Consider the following 20,410-nt stretch of genomic DNA (forward strand, 5'->3'; position numbering starts at 1 on the left):
TTTTTTCATCACCTTTTTATTGTTATATTATTACATAACATAAAATCATTTAGAGGTGGGCAATGACTGCGTTTTCTCCTTTACCCGTAACGGTGATCTCGGGCTTTCTGGGTGCCGGTAAAACCACCGTGCTCAATCATATTCTGGCTAACCGCGAAGGTCGCCGTGTGGCGGTGATCGTCAACGATATGAGCGAGGTGAATATCGACGGTGCACTGGTGCGCGGTGGCCCTGGCGAATCGACCCTTGACACCGACGTTGCCTTGAACCGCTCACAAGAACGCCTAGTAGAGATGAGCAACGGTTGCATCTGCTGCACCCTGCGCGAAGATCTGTTGGAAGAAGTCAGCCAGTTAGCCCAGGAGGGCAAGTTCGATTACCTGGTCATTGAGTCCACGGGCATTTCCGAGCCACTGCCCGTGGCGGAAACCTTTACCTTTGAAGATGAGAGCGGTCAGAGCCTTTCCCATCTAGCACGGTTGGATACTCTGGTCACCGTGGTCGACGGTGCCAACTTTCTTGAACAGTATCGCGAAGCGCAAAGCCTCGCCGAAGCAGGCGAAAGCCTGAGTGAAGATGACGAACGCAACGTCGCCGACCTGCTGGTCGATCAAATCGAGTTCTGCGACGTACTGCTGATCAGCAAGACCGACCTGATCAGCGATACAGAGCTGGGCGCTCTCAAGGCCATTCTAAGCTCGCTGAACCCTGATGCTGAACTGGTGCCGATTACTCGGGGAAGCGTGCCTCTGGATAAAGTGCTGGACACCGGAAAGTTCAGTTTCGAGCGCGCCCAACTGGCACCGGGCTGGCTAAAGGAGATGCGCGGCGAACACGTACCGGAAACCGAGGAGTATGGCATCGGCAGCTTTGCCTACCACGCCCGCCGCCCTTTCCATCCGCAGAAGTTTCATGACCTGCTCAATCAGGAGTGGTTTGGTAAAGGCCTGCTACGCTCGAAGGGCTTTTTCTGGCTGGCGACCCGGCCGCGCTACGCGGGTCAGTGGAGCCAGGCAGGCGGGATCGCTCACCATGGTATGGCCGGGGTATTCTGGAAAGCCATTCCTGAAGTCCAATGGCCGGACGACCCAGAAACGCGCCAGTTTATTATGGACAAGTGGCAAGAACCGTTTGGCGACATGCGCCAGGAGTTGGTGTTTATCGGCCAGAGTCTGGATCAAGCCAGAATGCGCAAAGCGCTGGATGACTGCCTGCTGAGTGACGCAGAGTTACTCGAAGGCATGGAAGCGTGGAAGACGCTGCCCGACCCCTTCCCTGCTTGGGAATGATATACCGCTAGTGGTCGGCATTGCCTAAATGCCTTTCAGTCCACTGGCGCACCTCTGGGTAAGGCCGCTGTTCAAAAACCGCGAAGCCGTCAAGGCCACGAGCTTTGAGCGGTGTGAATATCGGCATGGTTAAACCACATAGAAAGTGCGCCAGCCGCTGGGCACTGGGCGGCCGGCCAAACTGCGTGGTGTGGCGCTCAATCAACGGCGTGGCATAGCGCTGAAAATCAGCAGCGGTTAATTCGGGCGGTGGTGTGGCCTCCGGCAGTTTTACCGGATGGCCGTAACACACCGAGCAGTGGCCACAGCGGCCCTGTTCGGTGTCAGGTGGCGCATCAAAAGTGCTATCGCCAAAATGTTCGGCCAGCCGCCGCGTCAGACAACTCCTCGACTCAAAAAGCGCCAGCATGGACTGTAGCCGCTCGATCTCCAGCCGCTCCCGATGGCGGCATTCGTTAAATAACTGGCTCGCCAGCGCTTCAACGGAAAAAGTCGGCTGGAGCACCTCGTAGACATCGGTCATCCGCTTGCCTTCAAGGGTCAGCCAGCCTTTGTCCTGGAAGTACTCAAGGGCTGTGATCACTCGGGCACGGGAGGCGTCAATCTGCTGGGCCTGACCCGCACTGTGCAAGCGCTCAAAATCCACCGTTCCCCAGGTACGGGCGATGGGAATGTTATCGACCAGCAAACGCACCAAGGTCGCACGCTCACCTTGAAAGCGGCCCACCAGGGCCTCTGGCTCGATGTGATAGCGCAGCCGGTACTCGGCGAGAAACGCAAAGCGCGGGGCGATAATGCCGTGCATCTCCAGCCGCACCAGCAGTGTCTTCAACGGCAGCAGGCGAATATTGGTGTCGCGGGAGAGCGTATTGAGCAGCACTTCCCACTGGCGGTCTGGCGATTGGCCTGCCGCAGCGATCTCTTCCAGCAGGCAATGAATGCCTGCGAATTCGGGCGTATCGCCGTAAACGAAGTTTTCCAGCACCCGCAAGCCATCGCGCCCCGCCATGGTCAGGCAGGTGGAAGGCAGGCCATCGCGCCCCGCCCGCCCGATCTCCTGGCTGTAGTTTTCGATGGATTTGGGCAGGTCATAGTGAACCACGTTGCGGATATCGTCCTTGTCGATGCCCATCCCGAACGCAATGGTCGCCACGATGCAGGGCGACTCACCGCGCATGAACTGGCCCTGAATCTCGTCCCGCCGCTGGGCATCCAATCCCGCATGGTACGCCTGGGCGGCGATGCCCTGATCCGTCAGCGCGCTCGCCACACGCTCAGCGGTTTGCTGCAATGTGACATAGATAATCGTCGGTGCTTCGCGCCCTGGCTGCATCTGCGGTTTCAGCCATTCGATCAACTGCTGTTGGCGATCCTCCATGGCGGGTGCCACCAGCAGCTCAAGGTTGGGACGGTAAAAGCCGGTTGTGATGACGTTATCCTGATCAATGGCAAACTTCTCTCGCATATCCGCAATTACCGCGGGCGTTGCCGTAGCGGTGAGCAGCAGCACCTGGGGAATGGCAAAGTCCCGCTGGTAGTCCGGCAGTTTCAAGTAATCGGGGCGAAAGTTATGCCCCCACTCGGAAAGACAGTGGGCTTCGTCGACCACCAGCAGCGAAATACGCACCTGGCGTAGAAAGTGGCGAAAGCGCTCATTCTTGAGCCGCTCCACCGAGATCATCAGGATTTGCAGCTCACCGCTTTTGGCGCGTTCCATGACATCCTGGGTGGTGTCGCGGTCCTGGGTGGAATCAATACTGGCCGCCGCCACGCCATGGCGGGTTAGAAAAGAGAGCTGATCCTGCATCAGCGCCAGCAGCGGCGACACCACCAGCGTCAAATGCGGCAGATGCAGCGCCGGGAGCTGGTAGCAAAGCGACTTTCCCGCACCGGTGGCGAAAATCGCCGCCGTGGAGTGCCTTTCCAGCACTCTTGACACCACCGCCTGCTGGCCGCCACGAAAGTCGTCAAAGCCGAAGACGTCCTTGAGCGTTTGTTGCGGCGATGTCGGGGGCATGACCGTTCCTTGGCGGAAAAGTAAAACAGTTAGCCGGTAGCCTACCGCAGAACGCACCAAGCAGACTATCAGTGGACGTTACTCCCAGGCCGCACCTTCCAGTGCATCCAGCGGGATTTTCAGGTAGCGCTTGCCGTTGGCCTCTGGCGCCGGCAGGCGGCCACCTTGGGTGTTGACCTGTAGCGCGTGGAGAATCAGCTTGGGCATGGGTAGTTCGCTATCACGCTTGTGGCGCAGCGCAATGTAGTCATCCTGGCTTTTACCCACCAAGTGCGGGTTGTGCGCCCGCTGCTCGGCGACGCTGCTTTGCCACTCGGGCTCGCGGTCATCAGGCATATAATCGTGGCCGGTGAACAAGCGAGTTTGGTCAGGCAAGGAGAGAATCTGCTGAATGGAATCCCATAGCGCTTTGGCACTTCCACCGGGAAAGTCCGCCCTGGCGGTACCAAAATCCGGCTGGAAAAGGGTGTCATGAACGAAAGCCGCATCGCCGATTACATAGGTAATCGAAGCCAGCGTGTGGCCTGGCGAATACAGCACGCGGGCGTCCAGCTTGCCAATTTTAAACGTGTCGCCTTCCGCAAACAGCGTATCCCACTGACGGCCATCGGCGGGCATCTCCGGCCAGTGATAGATATCCTTCCACAGCGCCTGTACTTTAGTGACGTGCTGGCCTATGGCGGTGGGCGCGCCGGTTTTTTCCTGTAAATAGTGGGCCGCCGAGAAGTGGTCGGCGTGGGGATGGGTATCCAGAATCCAGGCGACCGAAAGCCCTTCTTGCTCTATATAAGCCAGTAACTTGTCAGCGCTAAAGGTCGCCGTTGCGCCTGATTTCTCGTCAAAATCCAGCACCGGGTCAATAATCGCACACTGCTGGGTAGCCGGGTCGCTCACTACGTACTGAATGCTAAAAGTGCGGGGATCAAAAAAACCGGCGACATCCGGCGTGCCTTCTCCCTTGTGCTGGGAAAGCGCGAAGGTCTTCATGCTTATATCCTCAATGTTTACGCCATGCAATAAAGGTTATAAAGATAGCTGGTTAAAGAATATAAGCAATAGCGCTCGCTAAAACGCTTTTTCCAGCACAAAACGGGGCTGGGTCTCGCCCTCTTTGGTGACTGTTTCCATAAACATCTCAAGCGGGCGCACCCAGAGACCGTAGTCGCCATACAGGGCACGATACACAACCAGCGCCTCTTCACTTTCGCTGTGCTGGGCAGTGCCGAGCACTTCGTAAAGGCTGCCTTTGTAATGACGGTAAATACCGGGGGCGGGGGTGGTCATAAAGCTTCCTTTTGGGTCACTGGCTGGTGGCTTTTTTGGCAAGTCGCTCAAGCACCTTGGAGGCGGCGACAAAGCCAAAGGTGCCGGTCAGAAAAGTGGCGGCACCGAAGCCCGAGGCGCAGTCCAAGCGCGTGGCGTCGCCGCTGCCAGGCTTTTGCAGACAGACTTCGCCATCGGCGCCGGGATAGATCAACTGCTCGTCGGAGTAGACGCACTCCACCGAGAAGCGCCGCTTGGGGTTACGGGAAAAGCCGTAGTCCCGACGCAGCCGCGAGCGCACCTTGGATAACAGCGGGTCGTGCTCGGTGCGCGTCAAATCAGCGACTTGAATACGTGTGGGATCGGTCTGCCCACCCGCCGCGCCGGTAACGGTAATCGGGATTTTGCGCCGCTTGCACCAGGCAATCAGCGCGGCCTTGGCAATCACACTGTCGATGGCATCCACCACGTGGTTAGCGTCATCAGGAATCCGCTCGGCCAAGTTGGTGGGTGTGACGAAGGCGGTGTCGGCCACAATCTCGATTTCTGGAGCAATCAAGCGGCAGCGTTCGGCAAGCACTTCCACCTTGGGCTGACCAATGGTGCCATCCAGGGCGTGCAGCTGTCGGTTGACGTTGGAGACGCAGACGTCATCCAGGTCGATCAGCGTCAGCTTGCCAATGCCCGAGCGCGCCAGCGCCTCGACTGCCCAACTCCCCACACCACCAACACCTACCACCACCACGTGGGCATGGCGAAAGGCATCCGCGGCACGCTGACCATAGAGGCGGCGAATCCCGCCGAAACGAAAATCGTAGTCCGCAGACGACATAGTGTCTCCCACACTCATGTTAGAAGGGCGGATGGTGTGCTGACGGGCGGCGTGCGCACACTGTCCAGCGGCAGGTGACCCGACCAGCCAAGGTAATCAAGCAGCGTGCTCATGGTGCCATCCAAGGCACAGCCAAGCTGAATGCGCTTGTCGAACAGCGGATGGTCAAACGCCAGATAGGTCGCGGCCAGCAGCAACCGGGGAGCCCTTAGCTGTTCGGCAAAAAAGCGGTTGTGGACGCTTTTGCCGTGCTTGGCATCACCAATGATGGGGTAGCCACGCCGTGACAGATGGCGGCGAATCTGGTGGCGTCGCCCGGTCAATGGCCGCGCCTCGACCAGCGAGTAACGCGCCACTGGGTAACGGTCGACCTGCACCGGCAATTCGACGCTATCCAGACGGCGAATATCGGTCATCGCTGGCATCGCGGGCATTTCCGCCTTGGGTCGGGTGCCATCCTCTTCCCGGAGCGGATAATCCAAACGCTCACTTTCCGGCGCTTTACCGCGGACTATCGCCAAATAGCGCTTCTCCACCTGACGCTCGCTGAAGGCGTCGCTGAGCAGAGCGGCAACCTCGGAGGATAAACCAAACACCATCACGCCTGAGGTGGGCCGGTCTAACCGATGCACCGGGTAGACGCGCTTGCCAAGCTGATTACGCAGCCGCTGAAGGAGAAATTCGGTTTCTCCACGCGCCAGCGCCGAACGATGGACTAAAAGGCCTGACGGCTTATGTACCGCAACCAGATGCTCATCCTGATAGAGGATGTTGAGTGGCGTCATAACGCTCCTGGGTAATCATAACGGGTCACTATGGCAGCGTGCCATTGTCGCGGCTTGGCAAGGCGTTGTCATCCACGCAATGGGGAAAGCCGTGGACGAAGAGATTGGCAGGTTAGCCTTCATGCAGCTACTTTAAGGAAGTACCTTAATCGCGAAATTTCCATGGACAAGGAAAGGAGACATTATCATGCGTTATGCCGCAATAATCGGCGGTCTTTCCGCCTCTCTACTGCTCGTCTCTGCTGCTCAGGCTAACGACAGCATGGATGTAGGAATGCATAAAATCAGCCCCGAAGGCGTGGGCGAGTCCATCGGCAGCATCACGCTGGAAGACACTGAACATGGCCTGCTGTTGACGCCTGACCTCAGCGATCTGGAGACTGGCCCCCACGGCTTTCATGTACACCAGAACCCAAGCTGCGAGGCTCAGGAAAACGATAGCGGGCACATGACCGCGGGACTGTATGCTGGGGGCCATTATGACCCTGAAGAAACAGGCAGCCATAAAGGGCCCTACGAAGACGGCCACTTGGGCGATTTACCCGTGCTTATCGTGGATGAAGATGGCAACGCCACGCTGCCTGTCCTCGCGCCGCGCTTGAGTGTCGAGGATATAAAAGGCCGCAGCATCATGATTCACGAAGGTGGCGATAACTATTCGGATGACCCTGAAGCACTGGGCGGCGGCGGAAGCCGCGTGGGCTGCGGCATCGTAGAAGCCTCTGACGACAGTGAATAACGCTTGTAGCTTTTAGATAGTAGATAGCGGAAAGCAAAACGGGCAGCCAATGATGGCTGCCCGTTTTGCGTTGTGCGATTGGCTCAGTTGTTAAGCTGGCTCAATTCAAGCGATTACTCGTCGCCTGCCATCTGCATCTGGCGCTGCATGTAATTCTGAATACCCACCTTGTCGATCAAGCCAAGCTCGGTTTCGATGTGGTCGATATGATCTTCTTCGTCAGCAAGCAGATCGCGCAGCATGTCGCGCGTTACGTAGTCTTTGACGCTTTCGCAGTAGGTGATGGCTTCAATATAGTCGTTACGGCCATCGTGCTCGATCTTCAGGTCACACTCGAGCATTTCCTTGACGTTCTCGCCAATGTGCAGCTTGCCCAGGTCCTGCAGGTTGGGAATGCCCTCGAGGAACAGGATGCGCTCAATAAGCTTGTCGGCGTGCTGCATCTCTTCGATGGATTCATCGTATTCCCACTTGGCAAGTGCTTGCAGGCCCCAGTCTTTATACATTTTAGCATGCAAAAAATACTGGTTGATGGCGACCAGCTCATTGCCAAGTGCAATATTGAGATGCTCGATTACTTTCGGATCACCTTTCATGACGTCACCTTTTCTCTGTAATGCTGATAGTTTAGCAGGCTCTATCAAGCAGTTACGCTAATGAAGGAGTATTGGCCATAAAAGGCGTACTCCCAGCCTTACTGGGAGTATAGAGATGAGAGACAAAAATTCAAGCAAATCATATATTTGCTAAAGATAACCCTAATAATAGTGATTCGCGTCAAATGGCATATGCAAGGCCAGCATTGGCTTCCAGGCGAGCCTCATGAACCGCTTCGCGAGTCACCGATTTGGCGAAGCATGCGCACTTGCCGCATTGGGTGGCACAGCCGGTTGCTTCACGGACTTCTCGCCAGCTACGCGCGCCGTCGCTCACCTGCTGGCGGATCTGATGGTCAGTTACTCCCTTGCACACACACACGTACATGGCTGCACCTCATAAAGTTCACAAGGTGAATGTAAATGAGTCGCATACATCTTTGCAAGTAAAAATGCATGGCCTTTAGTATCGATTCGTCTTAAATTTTATGAAGGTGCATGTAACTGATTGTCGGGAGCGACATTTTGTATTCTTGCACAGAAAAATTAATGCTTGGGCAATTTCACGGTCTGGGTGCCGGAGGCGATGTCCGGCCAGCTACGGTAATGCTTATCGAATAACACCCACCAGTAACCAATCCCCAGCGCTGCCAGAGAAAGCCAGGCAGTGAGGCAGCGCACCAGACTTTGCTTGAGGGAAATGACCTCACCATCGAGGGTTTGCACGCGCAGTCGCCACGCCTGCATGCCCAGTGTCATGCCACCACGCCGCCAGAAAAAAACAAAAAACAGCGTCGTGCTCAGCACCAGCAAAAGCCGCAGGCTCCAGATATCGACCTCCAGAGTGCCTATATCTTCTGCCTCTTGGTCTAGCACAAACCTGAAAAACGCCAAATGGGCGACCGTCACGGCAATCCAGATGGCTGTCACCAACAAGCCATCATAGAGCATCGCCCCCAGGCGCGATGGCAATCCCGCGGGCCGGATATTGCCCGGCTGGGGAAAACGTCGCTTGGTCATAGAGCTCCTTGAGATCAGGAATTAACCGTTGCGCCTCAGGAAATAGACCCCCACCACTGCGCACGCCAGCGTCGGCACCAGTACCGCCCAGACGGGGGAGAATCCAAAGAGTGTCGAGGCCGGTGCCAGCAAGTCCTGAACGTATTTAAAGACCAGACCGGTGACCACGCCATAAAACACCCGGGTGCCCGCCGCCACGGTACGCAGCGGACCAAACACAAACGACGCGGCAATCAGCACCAGCGACCCCATGGTCAGCGGCATTAACATTTTTTGCCAGAAATACAGCAACGGCTGGTCCGTCTGCATGCCCTGCGCTTCCAGGAAGCGCGCGTAGGCCCAAAGCTCGCTGGGTGCCTGACTTTCTACCGAACGCAACAGGCGCTCCAGTTGAAGCGGGGTGAGGTCGGTTTCCCAGCGCATGGTTTGGGCTTGCTCGGACTCGGTGTGGTCATCAAAAATCCGTGTAGTGGCGACATCCTCCAACTGCCACCCGCCATCGTCCCAGTTGGCGCGACGCGCGTGAGTCGCTTCGACGAGACGTTCCTCATCAAACCGGTAACGGGTCAAGTCGAGCACCACGTTATCCGCCCGAATCGCGCCGAAGCGGTAAACGCTGTCTCCCTCGACCTGCCAGCCGCTGCGACTGGTCAACATGGCGCCCTCCCCCTGAAGCTGCTCAAGCCGCCACGCTTCGGCATATTGTTCGGTGCGTGGGCTGACATACTCAGCCACCATCAGCACCACGACGACGAAGACCAACACGGGCTTCATCACGCTCCAGACAATCCGCCCCAGTGAACGGCCCGCCGCACGCATCACGGTCAGTTCGTTGCTTGACGCCATACTGCCCAAGCCGATCAGCGCGCCTATCAGTACCGCTACCGGTGCGTATTGATAAAACCGCCAGGGGGTGCGCATCAACAAATAGAACAGCGCATCCAGGGCCGAATACCCTTCCTGCACATCGCCCAGATCGTCGATGTAGGCGATGGTGATATCCAACCCGAGCAGGACGAACTGCACCACCACAATGGCTGCCAGCACATTGCGGGCAATATAGCGGTCGAGGCGATCAATGATCATCAGCGCATCCCCTTGCGTTGTGAGTGCCAGATCAGCAAGAGCCCCAATGTTAGAAACAGCCCATGAACGGGCCATATACCCACAGTGGTGGACCACGCACCGCTGCCCACCGCATCCACGGCAGCCAACAGTAAGCTCAGGTACGCAACGTATAAAAAGACCGCGGGAAGCAGCTTGGCAAAGCGCCCTTGTCGGGGGTTAACTCGCGACAGGGGCTGCGCCATGATCGCCAGAATAAAGACCATCAACGGCAGACCGGCCCGCCACTGCCATTGGGCCTGGGCGCGATCGTTGTCATTCTGCCAGAGCGCCAGCGTAGTGGCGTACTCCAGCGAATCCAGCTCCTGTCGGTCGCGGCTCAAGCCCAACCGCAGCGTATAACGTTCGAACGTCAAGCGTTCAACATTGCGCTGTCCTGGCGTTACGCCGTAACGCTCGCCGTTATTGAGGACCAGAAAGCGGCTACCGGTTTCCATGCGTGTTTCCTGGTAGCCGGACTCGGCTCTAGTGACATAGTCGTGCTCGGCGTCATCGGAAGGATTGCGCTGCTCGTGGACGAGAACATCCTGCATTTCACTTCCATCCTCATTGAAACCGCTGATATAGGCGGTACGGCCACCGCCGAACTCCTGAAAGCGGCCGGGTGCCAGCACCGACACGTCCAATCGGCTTTCCTGTTCTTCTATGATCGCAGCCGTTTGCAAAGCGCCTGCGGGTGTCAGCCAAAGGCTACAAACACCCACCGCTATCGCCACCGCCGAGGCGGGGAGCAACGTCACCTTGAGCAGCCGTTTGGGGCTCATGCCACAGGCCACCATCACCGTAATTTCGCTGTTCATGTACAACTGGCCATAAGCCAGCAATATGCCCAAAAAGAACGAAAGCGGCAGGATAAGCTCCATGAACCCCGGCAGGTGATAGACCATCAAGCTGCCCAGAATATTGACCGGGAAATCGCCCTCCGCCGCGTCGGAAAAATAGCGGATAAAGCGGCTGCCCATGATCACCAACAGCAAAATGCCCGCCACAGCGGACATGGTGACCAGAACTTCTCGGGTTAAATAGCGAAATAAGATCAACGCGCTCTCCGGCTAGTCGTGCAGGATGTTATGCAACACCTGCCGTGCTTGGGTACACTGGGTCATTATCCTGAATACCTCGATGCTTGTCTTGTTGGAGACGTCATGGAATTTTCCGTTCAAACGGCCAATCCCGCCAAAATAGAAACGGCCTGTCTGGTCGTCCCTATTTACAAGGTGCCTGACCACAAAAGTCGCGATTTATTGCCCGCCGTTGCCAAACTCGACGATGCCAGCGAGCAACTGATCGGCCAGCTTGTAGCCAATGGCGACGTTGATGCCAGCCTCGCGAACATACAGCTATTGCCGTATGCCCCAGGCCTGGGTGCCGAGCGCCTGCTGCTCGTTGGCCTTGGCGAACGCGAAAAATGCCATGAAACGGCGTACCTGAAGGCGCTGGATGCCGCCATGACGGCGCTCCTCAAACTGCCTATTGATAACGCAAGCGTCATGCTGACCGAAGTACCGCTTGCCGATCGCGATACCGGCTGGAAAGCACGCAAGGTGCTCGAAAGCATCGAGCGCGCGAACTACCGTTTTGATCAGTTCAAGCGCAACCCGGCGCCAGCGCCAAGCCTGACGCAGCTGAACCTGATGATTAGCAACGCCGCCGACGCCGAGGCTGCCCGACAGGGCGCCCACCAGGGTAGCGCTATCGGTCAGGGTATCAACTATACGCGTACGCTGGGCAATCTGCCGGGGAATGTGTGCACGCCTAGCTACCTGGCCGACCAGGCGGAACAGCTTGGCCGTGACTCCCAAGGCGCGTTGGACGTCGATATTCTGGACGAAGAAGCGCTTGCCGAATTGGGTGCGGGCGCCCTGCTATCGGTCGGGCGCGGCAGTCGAGAGCCAAGCCGCCTGATCGTCATGCGCTACAATGGTGCCGAGAACGCGGATGAAGCCCCCCACGTCCTGATCGGCAAGGGTATCACCTTCGATACCGGCGGCATTTCGCTCAAGGCTGGCGAAGGCATGGACGAGATGAAGTTCGACATGGGCGGTGCCGCCAGCGTATTCGGCACGGTCAAAGCACTCCTCACGATCAAGCCCAAGTTGAACCTGGTATTTATCGTTGCCGCGGCCGAAAACATGCCGGACGGCGCCGCCACCAAACCCGGCGATATCATTACCACGCTCAAGGGGCTAACCGTTGAGGTGCTCAACACCGACGCAGAAGGCAGGCTGGTGCTGTGCGACGCCCTGACCTACGCCGAGCGCTTCAAACCGGCGAGCGTGGTCGATATCGCCACGCTCACCGGCGCGGCCATCATCGCGCTTGGCCACCACGCCACCGGTCTGCTATCCAACGACGACGACCTGGCACTGGACCTGCTCGACGCCGGCGAAGCCGCCTGGGACCGTGCTTGGCACCTGCCGCTGTGGGACGAATATCAGGAGCAGCTCGACTCCAACTTTGCCGATCTGGCCAATATCGGCGGCCGCCCGGCGGGCACCATTACCGCCGCCTGTTTCCTGTCGCGCTTTGCCGAGCATTTTCCCTGGGCACACCTGGATATTGCGGGGACTGCCTGGCACTCCGGCAAGCAGAAAGGCGCCACCGGACGCCCTGTGGGGCTACTGACGCAATATCTGCTGGACCGCGAAAACGACGCCCAAGTCGAAAATGGCGACGACTAGACAACCAGCGGTTGCCTTTACGCGCCACAACCGTTAAACCTGAACATATCAAGGCGTACTGAGCTTTACCCAGTACGCCTGTTTTAATACCCCAACTTATTACAGTAGTCGCCCTGAGAGGCGTGTTGCTAGCGGAGACTGACAGCCGTGCCCACTGCAAGTTTTGATACTCATTTTGAAGCCCTGCCGTCCAACCAACCGACGGCCGACGGGATTCGCGACAATATTCTCAACAACCCTGGCTTTGGCAAGCACTTCACCGACCATATGGCGCACATCCGCTGGACGATCGACGCCGATTGGCACGGTCACCAGGTGCGTCCCTACGGCCCTCTGACGCTCGACCCCGCCGCCTCGGTGCTGCATTACGGCCAGGAGATCTTTGAGGGCATCAAGGCGTACCGTCACGCCGACGGCTCTGTCTGGACGTTCCGCCCCGAGAAAAACGCCGAACGCTTTCGCCGCAGTGCGCGTCGTCTGGCGCTGCCCGAGCTTTCCGATGAGGATTTTATTGGCTCACTGAAAGCCCTGCTCGCTCAGGATCACGTATGGGTACCCACGCCCTCAAGCGATGCCGACGAATGCAGCCTCTATCTGCGCCCGTTCATGATTGCCACGGAAGCCTTTCTGGGGGTACGACCCGCCCACGAGGTGGATTATTACGTGATCGCCTCGCCGGCCGCCGCCTATTTCAAAGGCGGGATCGAGCCCGTGTCCATCTGGCTCTCCTCCCACTACAAGCGCGCCGCGCCAGGCGGCACCGGCTTTGCCAAGTGCGGCGGCAACTACGCGGCCTCACTGGCAGCGCAAAAGGAAGCCGCCGCCAACGGCTGCGGCCAGGTGGCGTTTCTGGACGCCGCAGAAAGCAAGTGGATCGAAGAGCTGGGCGGGATGAACCTGTTTTTCGTCTTCAAGGACGGTCGCCTGGTGACGCCGCGCCTGACCGACACCATTCTCGAAGGCGTCACGCGCAACTCGGTACTCACCCTGGCCAAAGACGAGGGCCTGAGCCCGGAAGAACGCCCTATCAGCATCGACGAATGGCGTGAGGGCGCAGCTTCAGGCGAGATTACCGAAGTCTTCGCCTGCGGCACGGCGGCAGTCATCACGCCGGTGGGCGAGTTGGTCAGTGAAGACGAGCGCATTCGTCTCACGGCGGGTGGCAATAACGAAGTCGCCAAGCGCATTCGCACCAAACTGCTGGATCTCCAGTACGGCCGTAGTGAAGACAAATACGGCTGGCTCACCCAGTTGGCATAATCCCACCCTCATGCGTCGCCGTGGCATTGCTTGCGGCGACGCTGCCCTGAGACGCCCTGCCAGGAATCCGCCATGGCGCGTATCGACTTTTATATCCTGCCGGACACAACGCTGGATGCCCGCCTCCAGTTTGCCTGCAAGCTGGCCGAGACCATCCACCGCAAGGGCTACCGGCTGCATCTTCACTGCGAGGACAAAGCCCTGGCGGAACAGGCCGACGAGGCCCTGTGGGGCTTTCGCGACGACGCCTACCTACCCCACGCGCTGGAAGACAGCGACATGGCCACAAGCGTGCCGATCACGCTAGGTTGGCAACAGCTGCCTGTGCCCACGACAGAGACCGCCCTGCTGAACCTGCATCCGGAAATTCCCGAGGGCATTGAGCGCTACACCCGCATTGCCGAGATTATTAACCAGCACCAGCAAGTGCTGGTCGCCAAACGCGCCTGCTGGCAGCGCTATAAAGAACTCGGGCATGAGGTCGTACCGCATAAGCTGGGGTAATGACTAAGCCGCTCCGACTACCGTTAAGCTAGGTTGTTCGAGCAACCGACATTTCAAAGAAGCTCGTGGCTATCATCCGCCACAAACGAGTGACCCCGCACGTGGCGGGGTCATCAATGGAGAAGACAGTCTCTATCACTGCGTCTTCGCCTTAGCCTCCCTGTTGTTGCATCTGCTCCTGCATCTGTTGCATTTGCTGCCGCCGCTGGGCCATGGCCTCATCCAGTTGATCGCGCTGTTCCTGAGTGAACACGTCTTCGATCTGAGACTGCATGATGACGCTGTCAGCGGTCATCTCGGCCGTCAGGTCACCAAGACGCTCCGCATCTGCACGAATGGCCGCTTCATCGTAGTCGGGCTGGACGTGCTCGCTGAGTTGCCGTTGCAGCTCTCGGGCTTCCTGCTGCTTGGCCCTGTTTTCATCTTGCATCTGGGTCAAAAGGTTGCTGAGTTCTTCCTGCTGACCGTCATCCAGATCCAGCATTTTGTCGAGCTGGTTAACCTGGTCATCGACACTGGGAGTACCACCACCCATTTGCTGAGCCATGGCGGGAACACTGAACACCAGCGCGGCAACTGCCGGAGCGAAAAGCTTGGCTACCTGCATCAAAAACTCCAATTGCATACAAAGTGAATTTCCTACCCGACACAATCCTGACGGGTCTTGATGTACCCTCGCATTCCGACAATGCTGTTTTCAAAAAATTCTTCGTAACAGTCAATTGTTGATTACCATAAGCGAGGCCTCGCCGCGCCCTTTACACTCATGGAGACGCCAACGTGCTCACGCGCTACCCCCTAGTCACGATCGTTATCGCCCAACTGTTCGGCACCTCGCTGTGGTTCAGCGTTAACGGCGTTGGCTTGGCGCTACAGGAGGCTGTCGGGCTGAGTGAGGGTGACCTCGGACTCCTCACCATTGCCGTGCAGGCCGGGTTTATCACCGGCACCCTGGCGATTGCCACCACGGGCCTGGCCGACCGCGTTCGCGCCAGCCATCTGTTTGCCATCTCGGCGGTGCTCGGGGCACTGGTTAACGCCGCCTTTATGGGAGTGGCGGATAACGTTACGCTCGCCGCGATCGCGCGTTTCGCGACCGGGCTTTGCCTGGCCGGCATCTACCCGCTGGGTATGAAACTGGTGGTCAGTTGGACACCCAGCCACGCCGGGGCGGCGCTTGGCTGGCTGGTCGGCATGCTGACCCTGGGCATCGCCTCACCGCACCTGCTGCGTGGGCTGACCCTGCACCTGCCCTGGCAATGGCCGCTGCTGCTGGCGTCGCTGCTGGCGCTTGTCGCTGCATTGATGATTTATAAGCTGGGCGTTGGCCCGCACCTCCCTGCCAAAGCCAATGGCGGGCGGCCCTGGGCGGGCCTTGCGGCGTTCAAACATAAAGATTTTCGGGCAGCCGCACTGGGCTACTTCGGCCACTGCTGGGAGCTTTATGCACTATGGGCCCTTGTACCGTTTTTGGTCACACGCGAGCTGGAACGCCTTAATGCGGCCACCAGCGCCCAGTCCTGGATCAGCTTTTTGATCATTGCCATCGGCCTGCCCGGCTGCGTGCTGGCCGGCCGTTGGAGTCGCCGCTATGGCAGCGCTCGCGTGGCGTTTGTTGCGCTGGCCACCTCGGGCGCCTTATGCCTGCTTTATCCGCTGATCGGCGGGGCGCCACCGCTTTTGCTGATCGCCCTTTTACTTCTCTGGGGCTTTAGCGTGATCGCCGATTCCGCACAGTTTTCAGCCCTGGCCAGCGCTACCGCGCCACCCGAGCGGCTAGGCGCGGCGCTTGCCATGATGAACGCCATTGGCTTTGGCCTGACGATACCCTCGATCGCGCTTGTCACCGCCTTATGGTCGGATCAGGGCCTCGCGGTGATCTGGTGGCTGTTGCCGGGGCCGGTACTTGGGTTGATCGCCATGCGCGGACTGAATCGCCAAACGGCCAGGGCCTGACGCCCTACCCTTAATCGCGCTATACTTGACGCCATTTTTTCGATCCCATTTATGAATTCCATGCTTCCCGGCGGGGAGCATCGTTGCGGTGAGCCAATCCATGGAAAAGACCTACCAACCTGAACAGATCGAAACTCGCTGGTACGAGCGCTGGGAAGCCGACAACCGTTTCGCGCCGACCGGACACGGCAAACCCTTTTCGATCATGATTCCACCGCCCAACGTGACCGGCAGTTTACACATGGGTCATGCGTTCCAGGACACCATCATGGATACCCTGACGCGCTGGAAGCGGATGCAGGGCAACAACACCCTGTGGCAGGTAGGCACCGACCACGCCGGTATCGCCACACAGATGCTGGTCGAGCGCAAAATCGCCGCCGAAGAGGGCAAAACCCGCCACGATCTCGGGCGTGATGCGTTTATCGATAAAGTCTGGGAGTGGAAGCAAGAATCCGGCGACCATATTACCCGCCAGCTGCGCCGCATGGGGGCCAGCGTCGATTGGTCCCGCGAGCGCTTCACCATGGACGACGGCTTCTACAAGGCCGTCCAGGAAGTCTTCGTGCGCCTGCATGCGGAAGGCCTGATCTATCGCGGCAAGCGCCTGGTCAACTGGGACCCCACCCTGCACACCGCGATTTCCGACCTGGAAGTCGAGAACAAGGAGCAGCAAGGCAGCTTCTGGCACTTCCGCTACCCGCTGGCCGATGGCGTCAAAACCGCCGACGGCAAGGACTATCTCGTGGTCGCCACCACCCGCCCGGAAACCCTGCTGGGGGATACCGGCGTGGCGGTCAACCCGGAAGACACGCGTTATGCCTCGCTGGTTGGTAAGTTCATCGAGCTGCCGCTGGTCGGCCGCCGGATTCCCATCGTCGCCGATGAACACGCCGATATGGAAAAAGGCTCAGGCTGCGTGAAAATCACCCCGGCCCACGACTTCAACGACTACGAGGTCGGCAAACGCCAGAATCACTTGCTGATCAACGTCTTTTCCAAGGACGCGGCAATTCTTGAGCAGGCCGAGATCTACGACCTGAAAGGCACTCCCCAGCCGGACGAAGACGCCAGCCTGCCCGCCAAGTACGCCGGGCTCGACCGCTTCGAGGCACGCAAGCTGATCGTCGCGGACATGGACGCTCTAGGCCTGCTCGAGCAAGTGGAAGCCGTCAACAACACCATGCCCTACGGCGACCGTTCGGGTGACGTCATCGAGCCGCTGCTCACCGACCAGTGGTTTGTCGCTGTGGAGTCCCTCGCCAAGCCCGCCATCGAAGCGGTGGAAAACGGCAACATCCAGTTCGTACCCAGGAACTACGAAAACATGTACTTCGCCTGGATGCGCGACCTTCAGGATTGGTGCATTTCCCGCCAGCTGTGGTGGGGCCACCGCATTCCGGCCTGGTACGACGCCGACGGCAATATCTACGTTGCCCGCAGCGAGCAGGAAGCCCGCGAGAAACACGGCCTGGGCGATGATATCGAGCTCACCCAGGACGAAGACGTGCTGGACACCTGGTTCAGCTCGGGCCTGTGGACCTTCGGCACCCTCGGCTGGCCGGAGCAGACCCCGGAGCTTGAAACCTTCCACCCCACCAGCGTGCTGGTCACCGGCTTCGACATCATTTTCTTCTGGGTGGCCCGGATGATCATGATGACGCTCAAGTTCACCGGCGAAGTTCCCTTCAAAACGGTCTATGTACACGGCCTGGTGCGCGACGGCCAGGGTCAGAAGATGTCCAAGTCCAAGGGCAACGTGCTCGATCCCATCGATCTGATCGATGGGATCAGCCTGGATGCGCTGCTCGAAAAACGCACCGGCAACATGATGCAGCCGCAAAAAGCCAAGGCGATTGCCAAAGCCACCAAAGAAGAGTTTAAAGACGGCATTGAAGCCCACGGCACCGATGCCCTGCGCTTTACCTTCCTCTCCCAGGCGACGACCGGGCGCGATATCAAGTTCGACATAAATCGCCTGGACGGCTACCGCAACTTCTGCAACAAGCTGTGGAACGCGTCGCGCTACGTGCTGATGAACGCCGAAGGCGAGGATTGCGGTACCGACGGTGGCGAGGTTGAGCTGTCGCTGGCCGACCGCTGGATTATCTCCCAGCTGCAGAAAACCGAAGCGCAAGTGACCAAGGCAATGGACGAGTACCGCTTCGACCATGCCTCCCAGGCGCTCTACGAGTTCGTCTGGAACGAGTACTGCGACTGGTATCTGGAGCTTTCCAAGCCGGTACTCTGGGATGAGAATGCCACGGTGGAAGCCAAGCGCGGCACGCGCCGGACGCTGGTGCGCGTGCTCGAAGCCATTCTGCGCCTGGCGCACCCGATGATGCCCTATATCACCGAAGAGATATGGCAGCGCGTGTCCCCCCTGGCGGGCATGTATATGGGCGACGACGCGTCCATCATGCTGCAGGCGTGGCCGGAAGCCGACAACAGCAAGATCGACGAGCAGGCGACCCGCGATATCGAATGGCTGAAGGGCGTGATCATCGCCGTGCGCAATATCCGCGCCGAGATGAACATTGCCCCCGGCAAGCCGCTGGACGTGCTGCTCACCAAGGGTAAGCGGGAAGACGCCGAGCGACTTGAAAGCTACCGCCACTTCCTCGCCAAGCTCGCCAAGCTGGAAAGCGCCACCTGGCTTGAAAACCCCGATGACGCGCCGCTTTCGGCCACACAGCTGGTCGGCGATATGGAAGTACTGGTACCCATGGCCGACCTGATCGACAAGGACGCCGAACTCCAACGCCTGACCAAGGAAATTGAAAAACAGGACAAGCTGATCGGCGGCATCGAGAAGAAGCTCGGCAACGAGGGCTTTATCGCCAAGGCCCCCGAAGCCGTGGTAGAGAAAGAACGCGGCAAACTCGCCGAGTTCCAGGCCGCCAAAAAGCTGCTGGAAGAGCAAAAGGCGAAGATTGCGGCGCTTTAGCGTACGCCCATAGCGCGAACCAAGACGGCACCTGGCAGGTGCCGTCTTGCGTTTTGCGCCCGTCCTGCTGACGCCTGAGGAACAAAATCGCTGATGGTCTGCCCATAAGAGATCTGGACCTTTTGATCCTGATGATCCGAGGCGGGTCAACCCTCAACCGGTTGACGCTGCCACGCACTCACCCATCGAGGTCACTTCCATCATGCGAACGCCCTCCGAAAAATTCAGCAACACACCACCCATCATACCGCCGCTCGACCCTGAGCGTATCGCGCTGTTTGAGGAAGCGGGCCTGACGGTCAAGCAGCTAGAACCACTGGGCGTCGAGATCTACGGGGCTGACGTTCGTCAGCGACTCCCCGAGCCTGTCATCGAGGCGCTGGAAGTGGAAATGGCGAACCGTGGCTTCATCGTTTTCAAACACCAGGCAGATCTCTCGGCCGATGAGCTGGTCAACGCGAGCAAGTGGTGGGGCGCGGGCGAAATACATTCCACTCATGGCGTCCACCCAGCGACGCCCGGCATGAACCGGGATATCTTCCGCTGCTCCAATGATGACCGCTACGGCATCCTGGGCGTGGGGCCCCAGTGGCATAATGATGGCAGCTTTGAGGCCGCCACCTTCTCCCACTCCGCCTACTATATGGCACGCGCTCCTGAGCAGGGCGGCGGCACCCATTTCGCCCACCAGGGAGCCGCCTTTGATGTTCTGCCCGAGGAAAAGCAGGCTTTCTGGGAGCGGCTGGTGTCCGTCAACTCGGCGTCAGGCGTGAGTCACCCCGTGGTCCACAAGCACCCTATTTCCGGGCGCAAGAGCGTATGGCTGCACCTGGGAATGACCGGCGCCGTCATCGAGCGGCTGCCGGAAGAGGGTGTCGCCATTGATGAGCTGCAGCAGACCCCCGCCTCCACCGAGCAACTTCGCCTGCTCAACGAAGACGAGATGAAGCAGCTTTTGAGCGACTATAACGACCTGCTGAATGCGTCATTCGAAAAGGGGTACGGCATACGCTACCACTACGATACGGGCGATCTCCTCTATATAGATAACTGGGCGCTGGCCCACCGGGCAGCGCCGGAGGCGCACATGTCCGCCGAGGAGCAGGGGCTGAGGATCATGGATCGCGTGACGGTCAAGGCCAGGCAGAATCTGGCGCCGCACTTCGAATTGCCCCAGTACATCAACTTATCCGGCCCGCATCCCTTCAATCGCGACGGCATCTGGAAAGCAGGTGGCGTCGGTTTTCGCTGGAAAGATGATATTCCCATGCAAAACTAGGGCTGTTGATATTCCACCTGGGCTGCATGACCGCGCCTTTCCGCCGCGCCTGGATCATTTTTAACCATAAACCGTGTAAGGTTGGCGTTAGAACAACCACTTAGTGGCAACGATGAC

Annotated in this window: 19 protein-coding genes; 8 read left to right on the top strand and 11 right to left on the bottom strand. The window is 58.6% G+C overall.

Going from position 1 to position 20,410, the window contains the following annotated elements; all coding sequences use genetic code 11:
- Nucleotides 1-62 precede the first annotated feature (62 nt).
- Nucleotides 63-1,289, top strand: a complete 1,227-nt coding sequence (zigA, locus tag NH395_RS09305) for a zinc metallochaperone GTPase ZigA (RefSeq protein WP_253024247.1) — start codon at nucleotides 63-65, stop codon at nucleotides 1,287-1,289.
- Nucleotides 1,290-1,296: 7 nt separating this feature from the next.
- Here zigA and NH395_RS09310 read toward each other — a convergent pair whose 3' ends face one another.
- The 5 genes from NH395_RS09310 to NH395_RS09330 form a co-directional block, all read right to left on the bottom strand.
- A complete protein-coding gene (locus tag NH395_RS09310; protein ID WP_253024249.1) occupies nucleotides 1,297-3,306 on the bottom strand; it encodes a RecQ family ATP-dependent DNA helicase in 2,010 nt (669 codons plus the stop codon).
- 78 nt (nucleotides 3,307-3,384) lie between these two features.
- A complete protein-coding gene (locus tag NH395_RS09315; protein ID WP_253024251.1) occupies nucleotides 3,385-4,293 on the bottom strand; it encodes an MBL fold metallo-hydrolase in 909 nt (302 codons plus the stop codon).
- Between the two features lie 78 nt (nucleotides 4,294-4,371).
- Entirely contained in the window at nucleotides 4,372-4,590 is a 219-nt protein-coding gene (locus NH395_RS09320) for a DUF1653 domain-containing protein (RefSeq protein WP_253024263.1), read from the bottom strand.
- A gap of 16 nt (nucleotides 4,591-4,606) precedes the next feature.
- Nucleotides 4,607-5,401, bottom strand: a complete 795-nt coding sequence (gene tcdA, locus NH395_RS09325) for a tRNA cyclic N6-threonylcarbamoyladenosine(37) synthase TcdA (protein ID WP_253024265.1) — start codon at nucleotides 5,399-5,401, stop codon at nucleotides 4,607-4,609.
- A 14-nt stretch (nucleotides 5,402-5,415) separates the two neighbouring features.
- Nucleotides 5,416-6,186, bottom strand: coding sequence for a pseudouridine synthase (locus NH395_RS09330; RefSeq protein WP_253024267.1), 771 nt, complete (start codon nucleotides 6,184-6,186; stop codon nucleotides 5,416-5,418).
- Between the two features lie 187 nt (nucleotides 6,187-6,373).
- Here NH395_RS09330 and sodC point away from each other — a divergent pair, with 187 nt between their 5' ends.
- Nucleotides 6,374-6,925 (top strand): superoxide dismutase [Cu-Zn] SodC, encoded by a 552-nt coding sequence (gene sodC / locus NH395_RS09335; RefSeq protein ID WP_253024269.1) that lies wholly within the window; start codon nucleotides 6,374-6,376, stop codon nucleotides 6,923-6,925.
- 113 nt (nucleotides 6,926-7,038) lie between these two features.
- On the opposite strand, the gene bfr is transcribed toward sodC, so the two are convergent.
- The 5 genes from bfr to lptF all read right to left on the bottom strand — a co-directional run bounded on the left by bfr (nucleotide 7,039) and on the right by lptF (nucleotide 10,706).
- Complete coding sequence (bfr, locus tag NH395_RS09340) at nucleotides 7,039-7,521, bottom strand: bacterioferritin (RefSeq protein ID WP_066321954.1); 483 nt, start codon at nucleotides 7,519-7,521, stop codon at nucleotides 7,039-7,041.
- A 181-nt stretch (nucleotides 7,522-7,702) separates the two neighbouring features.
- Nucleotides 7,703-7,909 carry a bacterioferritin-associated ferredoxin gene (locus tag NH395_RS09345; protein ID WP_253024271.1) on the bottom strand — a complete coding sequence of 69 codons (207 nt, stop codon included), beginning with the start codon at nucleotides 7,907-7,909 and terminating at the stop codon, nucleotides 7,703-7,705.
- A gap of 158 nt (nucleotides 7,910-8,067) precedes the next feature.
- Nucleotides 8,068-8,541, bottom strand: a complete 474-nt coding sequence (locus NH395_RS09350) for an RDD family protein (RefSeq protein WP_092827558.1) — start codon at nucleotides 8,539-8,541, stop codon at nucleotides 8,068-8,070.
- A 21-nt stretch (nucleotides 8,542-8,562) separates the two neighbouring features.
- Nucleotides 8,563-9,627, bottom strand: coding sequence for an LPS export ABC transporter permease LptG (lptG, locus tag NH395_RS09355; protein WP_253024273.1), 1,065 nt, complete (start codon nucleotides 9,625-9,627; stop codon nucleotides 8,563-8,565).
- Nucleotides 9,627-10,706, bottom strand: a complete 1,080-nt coding sequence (lptF, locus tag NH395_RS09360; RefSeq protein WP_253024275.1) for an LPS export ABC transporter permease LptF — start codon at nucleotides 10,704-10,706, stop codon at nucleotides 9,627-9,629. The genes lptG and lptF overlap by 1 nt, the downstream gene beginning before the upstream one ends.
- 105 nt (nucleotides 10,707-10,811) lie before the next feature.
- Here lptF and NH395_RS09365 point away from each other — a divergent pair, with 105 nt between their 5' ends.
- The 3 genes from NH395_RS09365 (at nucleotide 10,812) to NH395_RS09375 (ending at nucleotide 14,111) form a co-directional block, all read left to right on the top strand.
- Complete coding sequence (locus tag NH395_RS09365; RefSeq protein WP_253024285.1) at nucleotides 10,812-12,347, top strand: leucyl aminopeptidase; 1,536 nt, start codon at nucleotides 10,812-10,814, stop codon at nucleotides 12,345-12,347.
- Nucleotides 12,348-12,494: 147 nt separating this feature from the next.
- On the top strand, nucleotides 12,495-13,607 hold the full coding sequence (locus tag NH395_RS09370) for a branched-chain amino acid aminotransferase (protein WP_092827566.1): 1,113 nt from the start codon (nucleotides 12,495-12,497) through the stop codon (nucleotides 13,605-13,607).
- A gap of 72 nt (nucleotides 13,608-13,679) precedes the next feature.
- Nucleotides 13,680-14,111, top strand: coding sequence for a DNA polymerase III subunit chi (locus NH395_RS09375; protein WP_253024286.1), 432 nt, complete (start codon nucleotides 13,680-13,682; stop codon nucleotides 14,109-14,111).
- A 151-nt stretch (nucleotides 14,112-14,262) separates the two neighbouring features.
- Here the strand turns inward: NH395_RS09375 and NH395_RS09380 are convergent, their stop codons facing one another.
- On the bottom strand, nucleotides 14,263-14,736 hold the full coding sequence (locus NH395_RS09380; RefSeq protein ID WP_253024287.1) for a Spy/CpxP family protein refolding chaperone: 474 nt from the start codon (nucleotides 14,734-14,736) through the stop codon (nucleotides 14,263-14,265).
- A 155-nt stretch (nucleotides 14,737-14,891) separates the two neighbouring features.
- Here NH395_RS09380 and NH395_RS09385 point away from each other — a divergent pair, with 155 nt between their 5' ends.
- The 3 genes from NH395_RS09385 to NH395_RS09395 all read left to right on the top strand — a co-directional run bounded on the left by NH395_RS09385 (nucleotide 14,892) and on the right by NH395_RS09395 (nucleotide 20,293).
- On the top strand, nucleotides 14,892-16,067 hold the full coding sequence (locus NH395_RS09385; protein ID WP_253024288.1) for an MFS transporter: 1,176 nt from the start codon (nucleotides 14,892-14,894) through the stop codon (nucleotides 16,065-16,067).
- Nucleotides 16,068-16,167: 100 nt separating this feature from the next.
- On the top strand, nucleotides 16,168-19,014 hold the full coding sequence (locus NH395_RS09390) for a valine--tRNA ligase (RefSeq protein WP_253024289.1): 2,847 nt from the start codon (nucleotides 16,168-16,170) through the stop codon (nucleotides 19,012-19,014).
- A gap of 202 nt (nucleotides 19,015-19,216) precedes the next feature.
- Nucleotides 19,217-20,293, top strand: a complete 1,077-nt coding sequence (locus NH395_RS09395; RefSeq protein ID WP_253024290.1) for a TauD/TfdA family dioxygenase — start codon at nucleotides 19,217-19,219, stop codon at nucleotides 20,291-20,293.
- Nucleotides 20,294-20,410: the final 117 nt, after the last annotated feature.

The sequence above is a fragment of the Halomonas sp. Mc5H-6 genome, assembly GCF_024124705.1.
Classification (GTDB): Bacteria; Pseudomonadota; Gammaproteobacteria; order Pseudomonadales; family Halomonadaceae; genus Vreelandella; species Vreelandella subterranea.